Source organism: Citrobacter braakii (assembly GCF_009648935.1).
GTDB classification, from domain to species: domain Bacteria; phylum Pseudomonadota; class Gammaproteobacteria; order Enterobacterales; family Enterobacteriaceae; genus Citrobacter; species Citrobacter braakii.
Genome location: NZ_CP045771.1, coordinates 2,314,970 through 2,331,384, shown reverse-complemented (window position 1 = coordinate 2,331,384; position 16,415 = coordinate 2,314,970). Strand labels below are relative to the sequence as shown.

The window sequence follows — 16,415 nt, the reverse complement described above, 5'->3', positions numbered from 1 at the left end:
CAGCCTCTTTTACTTGTCGCATTGCCCTAAACATCCGACAATTTGCCAAAACCTGGTAAAAATGGAGATGCCTATGACCACCGCCTTTTTTGTCGCTGCCGACTGGCTTGCCGAACACATTGACGACCCGGAAATACAAATTCTTGATGCCCGGATGGCACCTCCAGGACAGGAAGATCGCGATGTTGGCGAGGAGTATCGCGCGGGCCATATTCCTGGCGCAGTCTTTTTTGATATTGAAGCGCTTTCCGACCATACGTCACCGCTACCGCATATGATGCCGCGACCGGAAGCCTTTGCCGTAGCGATGCGCGAATTGGGCGTTCATCAGGATAAACACCTGGTTGTCTACGATGATGGCAACCTGTTTTCCGCGCCGCGCGCATGGTGGATGCTGCGGACATTTGGTGTCGAGAATGTCTCCATTCTGGCGGGCGGTCTGGCTGGCTGGCAGCGCGATGAGCTAATGCTCAAAGAAGGAAATGAGGATTTACCGGAAGGTGAATTTAACGTGGCATTTACGCCTGAAGCGGTTGTGCGCGTTACCGACGTACTGCTGGCCAGTCATGAAAAAACAGCGCAGATCGTCGATGCCCGACCGGCTGCGCGTTTTAATGCCGAAGTTGACGAGCCGCGTCCGGGCCTCAAGCGTGGCCATGTGCCTGGTGCGCTTAACGTACCGTGGACAGAGCTGGTTCGTGACGGTGAACTGAAAACTACCGACGAACTGGATGCTATTTTCTTCAGCCACGGCGTAAGCTTTGACCGCCCCATTATCGCCAGCTGCGGCTCAGGCGTCACGGCGGCGGTGGTTGTGCTGGCGCTTGCCACACTGGGCGTTTCTAACGTCGCATTGTATGACGGTGCATGGAGCGAATGGGGCGCGCGTAACGATTTACCGGTAGAACCGGCCGCCCATAATCCCTCTGCTTAACCCTCCCCCTGCTGTTACCCCGCTCACAACGCATAACGTTACATGTAACGTTATGCGTCATTTGTTTTTAAAACAAACAGATAGCTAGAATTCTCCCCTTTGACGCTGCTAACTTTGTCCTGTTTTCGCACTCTGATGTGCGGTTCATATAAGAGAGAACATGATGAAAAGAGCTGTCAATGCCCTACAAAATTTTGGCAAATCGCTCTATGGTCCGGTGCTCATTCTCCCGATCGTGGGCTTATTCATTGCCTTCGGTAACGTCCTTAGCAATGGCAATCTTGCGCAATATTTGCCTTTTCTCGCTCATCCCATTTTACAAAACAGTGGTCAGTTAATTGCGAAATCCGCCGTATCTGTACTGGCAAACCTGGCGCTGGTTTTCGCCGTCGGTATTCCCATTGGCCTTGCCACCCGTGATAAAGGTTATGCGGCCTTGACAGGTCTTGTCGCTTTTATTGTTTTTATCAACGCGATGAACGTCACGCTTCAGCTACGCGGCGATCTGGTTGCGACGGATCAGATGCGCGGTGCGGGTCAGAGTATGGTGCTTGGCGTGCAGGTGCTGGAGATGGGCGTTTTTGCCGGGATTTTGCTGGGCGTCGTGGCAGGTTATCTCTATAACCGCTATTCCGGCGTGCAGTTCAGCGGCGCGATGGCGATTTACTCAGGCCACTGTTTCGTCGCCATCATTATTCTGCCCACCTCAATGCTTCTCGGCGTAGCGATGAGCGAACTGTGGCCTTTCGGTCAGCATGGCATCAGTACCATGGCGTTGACCATTAAAGACGCTGGACCTTACGGCGTCGCTATTTACGGTTTTCTTGAACGCATTCTGGTGCCGACCGGACTACACCACCTGGTTTACACGCCGTTTCTGTATACCGAACTGGGCGGCACTGCCGAGGTTTGCGGTAATGTGTATCAGGGGGCGCGCAACATCTATTTCGCCGAGATGGCCTGTCCGACAGTGGCACAGCTCAGCAATACGGTGGTGTGGGACGCTCGCGGCATCAGTAAAATGTTTGGCCTGCCTGCCGCCGCGCTGGCTATGTATATGACGGCCACGCCACAGCGCAGGGCTGCCGCGAAGGCCATTCTGCTCCCCGCCGCGCTGACCTCATTACTGGTCGGCGTCACCGAGCCCATTGAGTTTTCCTTCCTGTTTGTCGCTCCGCTGCTGTTTGTGGTACACGCGGTGCTGACCGGCATCGGCATGATGCTGTTTTCTCTGCTGGATGTTCACGCCATCGGCGCCAACGGCGTCATTGACTTCATTCTCTACAACCTGCCGCTGGGCATCGAAAAGGCTAACTGGCCAATGTACATCGCGGTCGGGATGATGATGTTCGTTCTCTACTTCGTCATCTTTCGCTTTCTTATCCGCTATTTCGATATGAAAACGCCAGGTCGTGAGGAGGACGCGCGGGAGACACGTTTGTACAGCAAAAAAGATTATCAGGCAAAAGGCCGCGATGATTCTGGCGAAGCCATTATTGCCGGGCTGGGCGGTCGCGCCAATATTGAAGTGGTTGATAACTGTTACACCCGTCTGCGCGTCACCGTGAAAGATATCGCCATCATCAACGAGCCGCAGCTCAAAGCGACCGGCGCGAAAGGCGTCATTAAACAAGGTAATAACGTTCAGGTGGTCTACGGACTGCACGTTAAGAAAATGCGAGAAGCCGTAGAGGCGTTTCTCTGAAGGAGCCAATCATGTTTACCCCCCCTTTTATTTTATCCATTGCTGGCGGTGGAAGCACTTATACGCCCGGGATTGTCAAAAGTCTGATGGTGCGTCTTGCCGATTTTCCGCTGGCTGAAATTCGTCTGTATGACATTGACGAAGCACGTCAAAGCACCATTGCACCGGTGGTTGAAAAAGTGATCCGCGATCACAGCCAGTCAATTAAATTTACCGTAACCCGCGATGCGCAAACGGCCTTTCGCGGGGCGCATTTTATTTTCTCGCAGATGCGCGTAGGCCAGTACAAAATGCGCGAGCTGGACGAAAAAATCCCGTTAAAACACGGCGTCGTCGGCCAGGAGACCTGCGGCCCCGGTGGTTTAGCCTACGGGCTACGCACCATTCTGCCGATGGTGGAGCTAATCGATCTGGTCGAACGTTTTGCCGATAAAGCGGCGTGGATTGTCAATTACGCCAATCCGGCGGCGATTGTGGCAGAGGGGGTACGTCGCTTACGCCCGAACGCGCGGGTTCTCAATATTTGTGATATGCCGGTCGCTGCAATGCGTAACATGGGTGCGATTCTGGGCGTTGACCGTCATAAGCTGGAGGTGGACTACTTCGGCCTTAACCACTTTGGCTGGTTTACCCGCGTGCGGGTTGATGGCGAAGACCAGCTCCCGGCGTTACGGCGGCATATCGCTAAATTCGGCCTGCTGACAGAAGATGCCGCACAAACGGATCCGCAGCATGCCGATCCTTCATGGGTCAAAACATGGCGTAACATCAAGCCGATCATGGACAACTTCCCGGAATATCTGCCGAATCCGTATTTACAGTATTACCTGATGTCGGAACAGATCGTGGCCCATCAGGATCCAGACCACACCCGGGCCAACGAAGTGATGGAGGGGCGTGAGAAGAAATTATTCGCCGCGGCTCAGGAATACCAGAGCACGGGGATTTTGCCCGATGCGTTTCACGTCGGAGTTCACGGCGCGTTTATCGTTGATGTCGCCTGTAGCCTGGCTTTTGATTTACGCCAGCGTCACCTGGTGATTGTTGAAAACAGAGGCGCGATTGCCAATCTGCCCTATGACGCGATGGTCGAAGTACCTGCGTACATCACTTCACAGGGAGCTGAACCGGTTCGCATGGGGGCAGTACCGTTGTTTCACCAGACGCTGCTGATGCAACAGCTGGCCTCAGAGCAACTGCTGGTTGAGGCCGCCATTGAAGGCAGCTACGAGAAGGCACTACAGGCTTTCACGCTGAACCGGACGGTGCCAACCATGGTACATGCCAAAACCCTCCTTGATGAGATGATCGAGGCTAACCGGGACTACTGGCCAGCGCTGAAAAAAGCCTGGCAGGAGGGGGAATTGCGCTAAAGTCTGGTGCGGAAGACTTGTCGGTGTGGATGAAAACACCGACAATTCCGCGAATTGATGAAAACGGAGGCCCAATGACTATCCCATATTTCTCCCTTCCTGCCCGGCAAGTGAAACCGGCCTGATCATGGACAACCGGCTTGCCTCTCTGCTGACGCGCGGAGAACCGCTTACCCGCGCAGAGTACCGTGTGCTGGCGCACCTGACACAGCATCCGCTGCTGGTAGGTAACATCACGGTACGTGAGCTGGCCCAGGCGACTTTTGTTTCCACCGCCACCATTATGCGCTTGTGTCAGAAACTGGGCTTCAGCGGTTTCAGCGAGTTTATATGGCACTGCAAACAGCTGCTCTCCGATACGCCGCACATCGCAGCGCAGACCGCGGACAGCGGCGAGTTACCGGCGATGCTTAGCCGTTTCATCGCCAACTATCAGCTTACTTTTCAATGGAATACCCAGGAAAAACGTCGCCATTTTGTTGATTTATTACGGCAAAAGGAGAGTTTCTTTCTGTATGGCGCCGGATTTTCCTATCTGTTTGCGGAGTATCTGACCAAAAAATTGCAGGTTCTCGGTAAGACCGCTTTTATTTCCGGGCCAGGTGACAGCCGGAACATCTTTCTCAGTAATGCCGCCCGCTATCAGGTATTCGTCGCGGTGTCACGCAGCGGCGAAACGGAACAGGTTATTGATAAAGTCAGGATTGCGCAAAACGTTGGCATGACGATTGTGGCCTTTACCCGTGCGTCGGCCAATTCGCTGGCGGGCATGGCGGATTTGCACTTTGCGCTATATGACGAAGCGGTACACTTTGCCGCTGAGGCCGCCGGAGTGACCTCTTTTGAATCGAATCTGGTGCTACTCATGGATTTGTTGCTGCTGGAAGCAACGGGGTGAGCGCTCACCCCGAATGCCTCAGATAATCCGGTTCTGTTTGAAGTCGCGCAGGAAACCGCCCCAGCGGCGTTCGTAGAACGGTGCGATGTGCTCAGTGATAAAGTGACTCACGCCCTTCTCACCTTTCTTCACCTGGCAGATATCAATGGGTTCATCACCCGGCAACGTATCGGTCGCGACGCTTCCCGCAGCATGGATGATCTCTTCAATATCACCTTCAGCTTCAATACCAATCAGCAGATTCGGCTGGGCTTCCGCACTTTCTTTGATTGAACAGAGAAATGCGCGTTTTACCGGCTTAATGGTTTTAAACAGCGTGGTCAGTGAGTCAATCATCTGCGCCGGAGGTTCGGCGACTTCAGAAAGGATCAGCGATTCACCACCTTCCAGTACTTCCTGGGTGCTTAGCGGATTACCCTCTTCCCCCATCAGCAGGCTGATTTCACGCGGCATAAACTCTTTGCCGGTCGGCAGTTTAGCGTTGAGAAAGAGCGTTTCGCCAAGCGTCATTTCAAATAGCGTACGCACCGGCATAACGACAAATGCTTGCTCATCTTCAACCGCCTGTTGCAGGGCTTCCAGGGAGGTGAAGAACGGGATCACGGTCGTGCCGTCTTCTTTTTCCCAGTGTTGAAGGTCGAGGGCGCTGTCTTCTACCACCGCCTCGCCTTCTGCGGCAGTTCCCGGCACCCAGACGGTGGATTCCAGTAAAGTACGGAAAAATGCCGGACGATGCGCAGGCTCTGTCGCTGCTTGCTCCAGCAACGTTTCTAATTCATTTTTTGTTTCGGACATAAGTATCACAAATTGGATGAATACATGTAAGCCGGATAAGCGTAGCGCCATCCGGCAATACAGTCGTGAATTATGCGGTCAGCAGATTCGCGATGGTGCGCACACCCAGACCGGTTGCGCCCGCAGACCACTGCTCAACCGGCGCTTTGCGATAGGTTGCAGAGCAATCGATGTGCAGCCAGCCTTGCTGGTAATTTTCCACGAAATGGGACAGGAAGCCCGCCGCGGTGCTTGCACCCGCTGGGTAGGCCGCACTGCCGGTATTATTCAGCTCAGCAAAATTTGACGGCAGTTGGCTACGGTGGAACTCTGCCAACGGCAAACGCCAGAACGGCTCGTTTTCTTGCGCCGCACTTGCCAACAAACGCGCGGCCAGTTGGTCATCAAAGCTAAACAGCGCGTGGTAATCGTTGCCCAGTGCGGTTTTCGCCGCGCCGGTCAGCGTGGCGGCATCAATGATCAGTTCCGGTTTTTGCGCGCTGGCGTCGATTAAGCCATCGGCCAACACCAGACGCCCTTCAGCATCGGTATTCATCACTTCAACTTTTTTACCGTTGCGATAGTGAATGATATCGCCAAGCTTAAAGGCGTTGCCGCTGATCAGGTTATCCGCGCAGCACAGATACAACTTCACACGCTTGTTCAGGCCACGGGTGATGGCAAACGCCAGCGCGCCGGTGACCGTTGCCGCACCGCCCATATCGGACTTCATTGAGTCCATAAATGCGCTTTGCTTGATGCTGTATCCGCCGGAGTCAAAGGTAATTCCCTTGCCAACCAGGCAGGCATAAACTGGAGCTTCTTTGTCGCCAGTCGGGTTGTAATCCAGCGCCAGCAGCACCGGCGGGCGTTCAGAGCCTCGACCTACGGTATGCAGCCCCATGTAGTTCTGCTCGCGCAGATCTTCACCTTTGGTGATACGGTACGAGACGTTGTCGCAGGCCACGCCACACAGCAGATCTACCGCGCGTTGCGCCAGCTGTTCCGGGCCCAGCTCTTCTGCAGGTGCGTTAATGGTATCGCGCACCCAGTCAATAATCTTCAGACGGTTATCCAGCTCTTTGCGCTGCGCCTCGTCCAGAGCGGCCCACTCAACTTTGCGGGTGCCTTTTGGTCCTTTGTAACCCTGCCAGAACGCCCAGCTACGTTCGGTATCCCAGCCTTCACCATCCAGTTGGACATGTTTAATACCCAGGCCGTCAATTTTACGCGCGGCGCGCTGGATAAGGCTGAGATCATCTTTTCCGTTCAGGTGCAGGGTAATACCGTCATTATTAATGCTGTATGTCGCCTTTTCACCCCAGCGAGCGTCAGCGGGTTGCGTGGAAAGCGTAATTTTCATGGCTTCTGTCATTTTATTTATCCTTATTTCGCGCATACAGGAAAACGGGCCACCCGTGGGCAGCCCGTTGACTTATTCGGCTTCGTCCAGCCAGACCAGTAAAATGGCCTCAAGGATTTTTTCGTTCGATGCCTGTGGATCATCATCGAACTCTTCCAGGTCACAGATCCATTGGTGCAGATCGGTGAAACGAACGGTCTTGGGATCGAGATCGGGGAACGCGTCGTACAGCGCCTCGCCGATTTCGCGGCTATCGGTCCACTTCAGTCCCATACTACCCTCTGTTAATGCTCACGTGCATGATTGATTGTGTAACGTGGGATTTCGACCACTAAATCGTCCTCGGTTACCCGTGCCTGACAGCTTAAACGGCTCTCCGGCTCCAGTCCCCAGGCTTTATCCAGCATGTCGTCTTCTTCTTCTGTGCTTTCCGGCAAAGAATCAAAACCTTCACGTACGATGCAGTGGCAGGTCGTGCAGGCACAGGATTTTTCACAGGCGTGTTCAATCTCGATACCGTTACGCAGGGCAACGTCGAGAATGGTTTCGCCGGTCTCAGCTTCCAGAACTGCGCCATCGGGACAGAGATCCTGATGAGGCAAAATAACAATCTTTGGCATATTAAACCTCGTCCACGGAATGGCCTTTCAGCGCGCTACGGACGGATTTGTCCATACGGCGAGCGGCGAATTCCTGGGTTTGTTTGTCTACGTTTTTAATGGCTTGTTCTATCGCGTCAACATCGTCACCCTGTGCTACCTCGCTCAAGTGCGCGGCGGCGGTGTCGATAGCCTGACGTTCTGCGGCGCTTAACAGCGCGGCATCAGCGTTCAGCGCACCGGATAAACTCTCCAGTACGCGTGCCGCTTCGACTTTCTGTTCTGCCAGCATACGAGCTTTAACGTCCTGCTCGGCAAAACTCATCGAATCCTGAATCATGGAGGCGATTTCACTGTCGGTCAGACCGTAGGACGGTTTGACCTGAATCGAGGACTCAACGCCGGTGGATTTCTCCATAGCGGTGACGCTCAGCAGCCCATCAGCATCGACCTGGAAGGTCACGCGGATATGCGCGCCGCCTGCCGGCAACGCCGGGATACCGCGCAGCGCAAAACGCGCCAGTGAACGACAGTCCTGCACCAGCTCACGCTCGCCTTGCATCACGTGAATGGACATCGCGGTTTGGCCATCTTTAAACGTGGTGAAGTCCTGCGCGCGCGCCACCGGGATAGTGGTGTTACGCGGGATCACTTTCTCCACCAGACCGCCCATGGTTTCCAGTCCCAGAGACAGCGGGATAACGTCCAGCAGCAGCATTTCGCTGTCCGGTTTATTCCCGACCAGAATATCCGCCTGGATTGCCGCACCGATAGCGACCACTTTGTCCGGGTCGATAGAGGTCAGCGGCGTACGGCCAAAGAATTCACCGACGCGTTCACGTACCAGCGGCACGCGCGTTGAACCACCGACCATTACCACTTCCAGCACATCCTGCGGCTCAACGCCCGCATCTTTCAGCGCACGGCGGCAGGCCAGCAGCGTACGTTTAACCAGTGCGGAAATGAGTTCATTAAAGGTTTCACGGGTGATTTCACCCTGCCATCCCGCCACGTTAACCGTCACAGAATCGGCGTCGCTGAGTGCGATTTTCGCTGCAATCGCGGCATCCAGCAGTTCGCGCTGTACGCGGTTATCGCTGCGATCGGCAACGCCCGCCTGCTCGCGAATGTAATCGGCCAGCAGATGGTCAAAATCGTCGCCGCCGAGCGCGGAATCACCGCCGGTCGCCAGCACTTCAAACACGCCGCGACTCAGGCGCAGAATAGAAATATCAAAAGTACCGCCGCCAAGGTCATAGACCGCGATCACGCCTTCCTGACCGGAATCCAGGCCATAAGCGATCGCCGCAGCGGTCGGTTCGTTCAGCAGACGCAATACGTGCAGGCCCGCCAGACGCGCGGCGTCTTTCGTCCCCTGACGCTGTGCATCGTCAAAGTAAGCCGGAACGGTGATCACTACGCCATCCAGTTCGCCGGACAACGATTCGGTTGCCCGCGCGGCCAGCGCTTTCAGAATGTCAGCGGATACGCGCACCGGATTAAGCAAACCGGCAGCGGTTTCAATCATCGGCAGGCCGTTTTCGCTCGCCTGGAATGAATAAGGCAGATGCGGGTAACGCGCCTGGATATCCGCCAGGGAGCGGCCCATCATGCGTTTTACCGAGCTGACGGTGTTTGCCGTATCCAGCGCAGCATTGGCGCGGGCATCGTAACCGACCGAGTAGCCCTGCTGCTGATAGTGAACCACTGACGGCAACAGGTGGCGACCTTCATGATCTGCCAGCGTTTCGGCCTGGCCGCTGCGTACGGTCGCAACCAGGGAGTTGGTGGTGCCTAAATCGATACCGACCGCCAGACGACGCTGGTGCGGCGCGGCGCTCAGACCAGGCTCACTAATTTGTAATAAGGCCATTTTCGCTTCCGGAAATTAAAAATCGAGCAGTTTTTCTTCGAGTTGTTCTGCACTGCTTCGCAGTTTATCGAGAAAACGCAGCTTACGCACGGTATCTGCCGCTGCGTCCCACGTCTCGCTATCCAGCTGTTCCACCATCAGTTGATGGCGAACGTTGTACATTTCGCTGACGCGTTGCATAAACGCATCCAGCCGTTGATTGTCTTTTGCCTGTTCAATCTCGTCCAGCTCTTCGCGCAGCTCCAGCTGTTCCATCAGGAACGCGGTATCGCGCACCGTGTGCTGCTCGCTGCGGATATCAAAGCCGTGTAAAGACAACAAGTATTCGGCGCGCATCAAAGGATGACGCAGCGTTTGCCAGGCCTGGTTGATAGTGGCGGACTGCGAAACCGCAGCAAGTTGTTCCGCCTGAGAACCGCTGGCGAATTTATCAGGATGATACTGACGTTGCAGATCCTGAAAACGTAGGCTCAGCGCCTGAGTATCGAGCTGATAACGGGCCGGTAAGCCAAAGAGGGTGAAGTAGTCCATAACATTCTCAGGGCATCGATTCTCTGTTGTTCGATGAGGCAAAACCAGAGAGTCAGGTAAAACAAACCCCACGCGCAGGCGACCACGGTGGGGTTATCAGTAAGCGCGTTACACGTGGAAGCTTTCGCCGCATCCACATTCGTCTTTCACGTTCGGGTTAGTGAACTTAAACCCTTCGTTCAGACCTTCTTTGACGAAGTCTAACTGCGTACCGTCGAGGAATTGCAGGCTCTTACCGTCGATCACGACTTTTACGCCTTTGTCTTCAAACACGGTATCTTCAGCCGCCGGCTCGTCAACAAATTCCAGTACATAAGCCATACCTGAGCAGCCGGAGGTTCTCACGCCCAGACGCAGACCAAACCCTTTACCGCGGTTTGCCAGGAAGGTATTTACACGCGCTGCTGCACTGTCGCTTAAGGTAATCGACATAATAAAACCTCAACTCTTAATTATTTTGCTTCACGTTTGCTTTTGTAATCCGCAATCGCGGCTTTAATCGCGTCTTCAGCCAGAATAGAGCAGTGAATTTTCACTGGTGGCAGTTCAAGCTCGTCGGCGATATCGGTATTTTTGATCGCCTGTGCTTCGTCCAGAGATTTCCCTTTTACCCATTCGGTAACCAGAGAGCTGGAGGCAATAGCGGAACCGCAGCCGTAAGTCTTGAAACGCGCGTCTTCAATGATACCCTCATTGTTGACTTTGATCTGCAACTTCATCACGTCGCCACAGGCCGGTGCACCCACCATGCCGCTGCCCACGTTCTCGTCGCTGTTGTCAAAAGAGCCCACGTTACGTGGATTCTCGTAATGATCGATTACTTTTTCGCTGTAAGCCATGATGAATTCTCCTTATCGGTACCGATTAGTGATGTGACCATTCAATACTGTTCAAATCCACGCCCTGTTTGAACATTTCCCACAGCGGGGAAAGGTCGCGCAGGCGGCCAATGGAGTTGCGAACCAGATTGATGGCGTAGTCAATCTCTTCTTCGGTAGTGAAACGACCTAAAGAGAAACGAATTGAGCTATGTGCCAGCTCGTCGGTCATCCCCAGCGCGCGCAGCACGTAGGATGGCTCCAGGCTTGCAGAGGTACATGCAGAACCGGAGGACACAGCCAGGTCTTTCAGCGCCATAATCAGCGACTCGCCTTCAACAAAGTTGAAGCTGACGTTGAGAATGTTCGGTGCGCCCTGCTCGAGGTCACCATTGAGGTACACCTCTTCCATATCTTTCACGCCGTTCCACAGACGGTTACGCAGACTGCGCAGGCGCGCCATCTCGGTTTCCATCTCTTCTTTGGCGATACGGTAAGCTTCACCCATCCCAACGATTTGGTGCACAGGCAGCGTACCGGAACGCATACCGCGCTCGTGACCGCCGCCGTGCATCTGCGCTTCAATACGAATACGCGGTTTACGACGAACGTACAGCGCGCCGATACCTTTCGGGCCATAAATTTTGTGGCCGGAGAAGGACATCAGATCAACTTTCAGTTGGCTCAGATCGATAGGCAGTTTGCCCACGCTCTGGGTCGCATCAACGTGATAGATGATGCCGCGAGCACGGCACATTTCGCCGATGGTTGCGATATCCTGTACCACGCCGATTTCGTTGTTAACGTGCATGATGGAGACCAGAATGGTGTCGTCACGCATTGCCGCTTCAAGTTCTTTCAGGTCGATAATGCCATTACGCTGCGGGGCGAGGTAGGTCACTTCAAACCCTTCGCGCTCCAGCTGACGGCAGGTGTCCAGCACGGCTTTGTGTTCGGTTTTGCTGGTGATGATGTGCTTGCCTTTTTTCTGGTAAAAGTTGGCTGCACCTTTAATCGCCAGGTTATCGGATTCCGTCGCACCGGAAGTAAAGACGATTTCACGCGGATCGGCACCGACCAGATCAGCGATCTGATTGCGGGCGATATCTACCGCCTCTTCAGCTTGCCAGCCGAAACGGTGTGAACGGGAAGCTGGGTTACCAAAGTTTCCGTCCAGGGTCAGACACTGCATCATTTTCTCGGCAACACGCGGGTCCACCGGCGTGGTTGCGGAGTAGTCGAGATAGATCGGTAATTTCATTGCTCTATAAACTCCGTACATCGCTTCAATGCAAGGAACCAGGCAACCGGCTGGATGTACGACCGAGTTAACGGGGCGTCTGGCACCCCGGCCTGATTCTGAAATACTTTTTACGCTTCATCTTTCTGGCTGCCTTGATGCAACCAGAAGATATTGCGTAATTTTTATTAGGCACGCAGTTTGACGTCGATAGCGTCTTGCGTGCGGGTGCTGCGTGGAGCGTCATGTGTGTGCTGGCGACCAGACACATCCAGGACTTCCTGATTATTCACCAGTTCGCCCAACGTAATGTTGTTGAGGAAACCGGTCAGACGATCGCTCAGATCGCGCCACAGCGCGTGGGTCAGGCATTTATCGCCGCCCTGACAACCGCCTTTGCCCTGGCAACGGGTCGCGTCTACAGACTCGTCAACAGCGCTAATCACTTCACCTACTGCGATGCTGCCGGCATCTTTACCCAGCAGATACCCGCCGCCTGGTCCACGTACGCTGGAAACCAGACCGTTTTTACGCAAACGGGAAAACAGCTGCTCCAGATATGACAGGGAAATTCCCTGACGTTCAGAAATATCAGCCAACGGTACCGGGCCCGTTTCGGAGTTGAGCGCAACGTCCAACATTGCGGTCACGGCATAACGCCCTTTTGATGTCAGTCTCATGTCTTACTTAGCCTCAAACTCGCCCCTGCCCGGGGTTTTTTATTGTAAAATGGGGGTATTGCATAGCAGGGGCAAGTCTGACATTCCCGACTAAATCAGTCAACTATTTACTTGACTAATTTAGTCAGGTATTTAACCTTCAGTGCCATTTTCATTTACCGGATGGCGCTTCGCTAATCCGGCCTGGAAATCGTGCAGCCATCCGACATCAAGACGCTTACTTGCCTTTATTCTGCTGCTCTATAGAAGCTAAAATTCCGCGCAAAATGTTCAGCTCCTGGCTCTCAGGACGCGCACGAGTGAACAGACGGCGCAGCTTGTTCATCACCTGCCCCGGATGTCCTTCGCGGATAAACCCGGTCGACAGCAGCGTTTGTTCCAGATGACCGTAAAAACGCTCTAAATCATCGACCAGCGGATACTCAGCTTCTTCGTATTCTGCGGTCTTGTCGCTTTCCTGCGTTGCCAGCCAGGCCATGCGAACTTCATAAGAGATGACCTGCACCGCCATCGCCAGGTTGAGCGAGCTGTATTCCGGGTTTGCGGCAATGGCGACGTGATAATGGCACTTCTGCAGCTCTTCGTTGGTCAGGCCAACGCGTTCACGTCCAAACACCAGCGCCACCGGCGAGTTCGTTGCTTCAGAGACGCTTTTTAAACCGCATTCACGCGGATCCAGCATCGGCCACGGCAGCGTACGGGAGCGCGCGCTGGTACCCACCACCAGGCTGCAACCCGCCAGCGCTTCATCGAGAGTGTCGACGATCTGCGCGCTGCCGATCACATCGCTGGCACCTGCCGCCAGGGCGATGGCCTGGGAGTCCGGTTTAACCAGTGGATTTACCAGCCACAGATTAGTTAAACCCATGGTTTTCATTGCGCGGGCCACAGAGCCCATGTTGCCAGTGTGAGAGGTTTCCACCAGCACGATTCGAATATTTTGCAGCATTGTATTTCTTCGGCTAAAGATTATTCGGGCATATTATCATAAAACGAAGACATATTCCGAACTCGCTGCTATACTCTGCGCCGTTTTCCCGTTCTTTAACATCCAGTGAGAGAGACCGATGCATCCGATGCTGACCATCGCCGTGCGCGCAGCGCGCAAGGCGGGTAATGTAATTGCCAAACACTACGAAACGCCAGACTCTGTAGAAACCAGCCAGAAAGGCAGCAATGATTTCGTGACTAACGTCGATAAAGCCGCCGAAGCGATTATTATCGAAACAATTCGCAAATCTTACCCACAGCACACCATCATCACCGAAGAAAGCGGTGAGCATGTTGGTGAAGATCAGGATGTTCAATGGGTTATCGATCCACTGGATGGCACCACCAACTTCGTAAAACGTCTGCCGCACTTCGCGGTTTCCATCGCAGTACGCATTAAAGGCCGTACTGAAGTCGCCGTTGTTTACGATCCAATGCGTAACGAACTGTTCACCGCAACCCGCGGCCAGGGCGCACAGCTGAACGGCTACCGTCTGCGTGGCAGCACTGCACGCGATCTGGACGGCACCATCATCGCCACCGGTTTCCCGTTCAAAGCGAAACAGCACGCCGCGTCTTACATGAAAATTCTTGGCAAGATGTTTACCGAGTGCGCTGACTTCCGCCGCACAGGTTCTGCTGCGCTGGATCTGGCTTACGTTGCCGCTGCACGTGTTGACGGTTACTTCGAAATCGGTCTGAAACCATGGGATTTCGCCGCAGGTGAGCTGATTGCTCGTGAAGCAGGCGCACTGGTTTGCGACTTCACCGGCGGTCATAACTACATGGCGACTGGCAACATCGTTGCAGGTAATCCGCGCGTAGTGAAAGCCATGCTGGCTAACATGCGTGACGAACTGAGCGACGCGCTGAAGCGTTAATTCAGTACAGCCCGGTGGTGTCATGCTTACCGGGCTTACGTGTTGATACAGGCCGGATAAGGCGAAGCCGCCATCCGGCTTTGATTAAAACGGTCTAATCCCTCGCCCCATCGGCACCGCGCTCCCCCACATCACTATCGCAGCAGCAATCAGCACCGCACCACCGGCTAATGCCAGCGTCGTCCAGCCAATCTGTCGCCACAGCACCGGTGCTTTATGTCCGCTAAGTCTCACCGCCAGCGAGCGGAAACTGTGTACCAGCAAAGCCAGTGACGTAATGGTCAAAGAGGTTCCTGCCGCCATCGCCAGCGCCGACGCCATGCCCCAGCTAAAAACGCCAACCACTTTGCTAAACAGTAAAACCATAATTGCCCCGGAGCATGGCCGCATTCCCATAGACAAAACGATCATCAGCCGGGCGCGCCAGTCATCACCGCTTTGCAGCTGTTCAGGATCAGGCAAATGCTGATGCCCACAGCCACATCCCTCGTGATGCACATGGTGCGGCGTGAAGGCGATAAATTTCGGGCGACGCAGCAACTGGCGCAATTTCTTCAGCGCACGGACGCACAATAAAACGCCCAACACGCCAACCAGCGCATAACTCCCTTTCTCCAGCCAGAAACTACTCATATGTAGCTGTCGTGCAGGCAACTGCAAAATGGTGAGCACCACAACCACCAGCCCGATGGCGACCAGTCCCTGTAATAAAGATGAGGCCAGCGTCAGGCCAATACTCGACCTCAGCTTCGAGGGATGCGTTGCCAGCCAGGTGGTAATGACGACTTTTCCATGTCCTGGTCCCAACGCATGCAGCACACCATAAAGAAAACTAAACAACAGCAGCGATCCCCCGGCCTGGGCCGGATTGGCGGCAACGGCTTTCAGCAAACCGCTCATCTGCTGGTTAACGTCGCGCTGCCAGACGACACTCTTCATCATCACCTGCGGCCAGGCCTGCCATAGCCACAGTATGCCGACTGCAGCCAACAGTAAAAACACCGCCAGCGGCCATAGCGTGAGCCAGCGGCGTCTGGCGGCGCGTTGTTGATAAACTACGGACATTGCAGCGTCACCGTCTGTGCAAACTGTTTACCCAATTCCATATCCTCCGGCGGTGCGTCTTCTTTATCCAGCGACTGCGCAAAGCTCAGCATTTGTTCATTCGGCGTCGGCGTATGTACTGAAATACGGCATTGCTGACTTATGGCCTGCGCCAGCCAGGCATCGCTGTCTTTGTCATAGCTCATATCAACGTAGTAGGTGGGATCGAAGGTTGAAATGGTATATTTTTGACCGCTCAGCGGCTGAGCTTCTGCCAGCGGCAACACGAACGTCAGCACTGCCTGATGTTCTTCACGCTCCATGCCATATTCCGTCGGCCTGTTTTTAAACTTTACCTTTTTCCCGTCGTGCCACACTTCGGTGAAATAGTGCTGCCCGAGGACGTTGGCCATCACTTCTGCCGCCAGTTTTTTCCAGATCTCATCACCAGGCTTGGCATTTCCCGCATCGTAAAGCAGATCTGCCGAGGTGATTTCATCCATCGTCCAGCGCATTTTTAGCGCGACGAACTGGTCATTCTCGCTCACTATCTCGGTTTTCAAATGGATAAAGCTGTGGGGATGCGCACCTGCGCCAAAGGACAGGATCGCGAGAAACAACGTCATAATGATACGTTTAACGCCTTGCATGAGTTCTCCACGAGAAAAATCTACACCGCCACAAATAATGATGCTGTGTTTGGCGAAAGTGT

18 protein-coding genes are annotated in these 16,415 nt (G+C 54.3%); 5 read left to right on the top strand and 13 right to left on the bottom strand.

What is annotated here, in order from left to right; translation table 11 throughout:
* Positions 1-73 precede the first annotated feature (73 nt).
* From sseA to GFC06_RS10770, 4 genes are all read left to right on the top strand, one after another.
* Complete coding sequence (gene sseA / locus GFC06_RS10785; protein WP_047501573.1) at positions 74-934, top strand: 3-mercaptopyruvate sulfurtransferase; 861 nt, start codon at positions 74-76, stop codon at positions 932-934.
* A 163-nt stretch (positions 935-1,097) separates the two neighbouring features.
* Positions 1,098-2,639 carry a PTS transporter subunit EIIC gene (locus GFC06_RS10780; protein ID WP_141875539.1) on the top strand — a complete coding sequence of 514 codons (1,542 nt, stop codon included), beginning with the start codon at positions 1,098-1,100 and terminating at the stop codon, positions 2,637-2,639.
* Between the two features lie 11 nt (positions 2,640-2,650).
* Positions 2,651-4,012, top strand: a complete 1,362-nt coding sequence (locus GFC06_RS10775) for a 6-phospho-alpha-glucosidase (protein ID WP_016157134.1) — start codon at positions 2,651-2,653, stop codon at positions 4,010-4,012.
* Between the two features lie 127 nt (positions 4,013-4,139).
* Complete coding sequence (locus GFC06_RS10770; RefSeq protein WP_153690140.1) at positions 4,140-4,910, top strand: MurR/RpiR family transcriptional regulator; 771 nt, start codon at positions 4,140-4,142, stop codon at positions 4,908-4,910.
* A gap of 18 nt (positions 4,911-4,928) precedes the next feature.
* Here GFC06_RS10770 and sseB read toward each other — a convergent pair whose 3' ends face one another.
* The 11 genes from sseB to trmJ form a co-directional block, all read right to left on the bottom strand.
* On the bottom strand, positions 4,929-5,705 hold the full coding sequence (gene sseB, locus GFC06_RS10765) for an enhanced serine sensitivity protein SseB (protein ID WP_016157136.1): 777 nt from the start codon (positions 5,703-5,705) through the stop codon (positions 4,929-4,931).
* A 70-nt stretch (positions 5,706-5,775) separates the two neighbouring features.
* Positions 5,776-7,059, bottom strand: coding sequence for an aminopeptidase PepB (gene pepB, locus GFC06_RS10760; protein WP_016157137.1), 1,284 nt, complete (start codon positions 7,057-7,059; stop codon positions 5,776-5,778).
* 60 nt (positions 7,060-7,119) lie between these two features.
* Positions 7,120-7,320 carry a Fe-S cluster assembly protein IscX gene (gene iscX, locus GFC06_RS10755; RefSeq protein WP_003037694.1) on the bottom strand — a complete coding sequence of 67 codons (201 nt, stop codon included), beginning with the start codon at positions 7,318-7,320 and terminating at the stop codon, positions 7,120-7,122.
* A gap of 11 nt (positions 7,321-7,331) precedes the next feature.
* On the bottom strand, positions 7,332-7,667 hold the full coding sequence (gene fdx / locus GFC06_RS10750) for an ISC system 2Fe-2S type ferredoxin (RefSeq protein ID WP_003037690.1): 336 nt from the start codon (positions 7,665-7,667) through the stop codon (positions 7,332-7,334).
* Between the two features lies 1 nt (position 7,668).
* Positions 7,669-9,519, bottom strand: a complete 1,851-nt coding sequence (gene hscA / locus GFC06_RS10745; protein ID WP_016157138.1) for a Fe-S protein assembly chaperone HscA — start codon at positions 9,517-9,519, stop codon at positions 7,669-7,671.
* A gap of 15 nt (positions 9,520-9,534) precedes the next feature.
* On the bottom strand, positions 9,535-10,050 hold the full coding sequence (hscB, locus tag GFC06_RS10740) for a co-chaperone HscB (RefSeq protein ID WP_016154008.1): 516 nt from the start codon (positions 10,048-10,050) through the stop codon (positions 9,535-9,537).
* A 108-nt stretch (positions 10,051-10,158) separates the two neighbouring features.
* Positions 10,159-10,482, bottom strand: a complete 324-nt coding sequence (gene iscA, locus GFC06_RS10735) for an iron-sulfur cluster assembly protein IscA (RefSeq protein WP_003835203.1) — start codon at positions 10,480-10,482, stop codon at positions 10,159-10,161.
* A gap of 20 nt (positions 10,483-10,502) precedes the next feature.
* The gene (gene iscU / locus GFC06_RS10730; RefSeq protein WP_002913991.1) at positions 10,503-10,889 is read right to left on the bottom strand and encodes a Fe-S cluster assembly scaffold IscU; all 387 of its coding nucleotides are present in this window, start codon (positions 10,887-10,889) and stop codon (positions 10,503-10,505) included.
* A gap of 25 nt (positions 10,890-10,914) precedes the next feature.
* Positions 10,915-12,129 (bottom strand): cysteine desulfurase, encoded by a 1,215-nt coding sequence (gene iscS / locus GFC06_RS10725; RefSeq protein ID WP_003835233.1) that lies wholly within the window; start codon positions 12,127-12,129, stop codon positions 10,915-10,917.
* Positions 12,130-12,296: 167 nt separating this feature from the next.
* Positions 12,297-12,788 (bottom strand): Fe-S cluster assembly transcriptional regulator IscR, encoded by a 492-nt coding sequence (gene iscR, locus GFC06_RS10720; protein ID WP_005120405.1) that lies wholly within the window; start codon positions 12,786-12,788, stop codon positions 12,297-12,299.
* Between the two features lie 217 nt (positions 12,789-13,005).
* On the bottom strand, positions 13,006-13,737 hold the full coding sequence (gene trmJ / locus GFC06_RS10715; protein WP_016157139.1) for a tRNA (cytosine(32)/uridine(32)-2'-O)-methyltransferase TrmJ: 732 nt from the start codon (positions 13,735-13,737) through the stop codon (positions 13,006-13,008).
* Positions 13,738-13,855: 118 nt separating this feature from the next.
* On the opposite strand from trmJ, the gene suhB reads away from it, so the two are divergent.
* Complete coding sequence (gene suhB / locus GFC06_RS10710) at positions 13,856-14,659, top strand: inositol-1-monophosphatase (RefSeq protein WP_046275219.1); 804 nt, start codon at positions 13,856-13,858, stop codon at positions 14,657-14,659.
* 84 nt (positions 14,660-14,743) lie between these two features.
* Here the strand turns inward: suhB and GFC06_RS10705 are convergent, their stop codons facing one another.
* Both GFC06_RS10705 and GFC06_RS10700 read right to left on the bottom strand, forming a co-directional pair.
* On the bottom strand, positions 14,744-15,724 hold the full coding sequence (locus tag GFC06_RS10705) for a nickel/cobalt transporter (RefSeq protein ID WP_153690139.1): 981 nt from the start codon (positions 15,722-15,724) through the stop codon (positions 14,744-14,746).
* The gene (locus GFC06_RS10700; RefSeq protein ID WP_019077386.1) at positions 15,715-16,353 is read right to left on the bottom strand and encodes a DUF1007 family protein; all 639 of its coding nucleotides are present in this window, start codon (positions 16,351-16,353) and stop codon (positions 15,715-15,717) included. Before GFC06_RS10700 ends, GFC06_RS10705 begins: the two co-directional genes overlap by 10 nt.
* Positions 16,354-16,415: the final 62 nt, after the last annotated feature.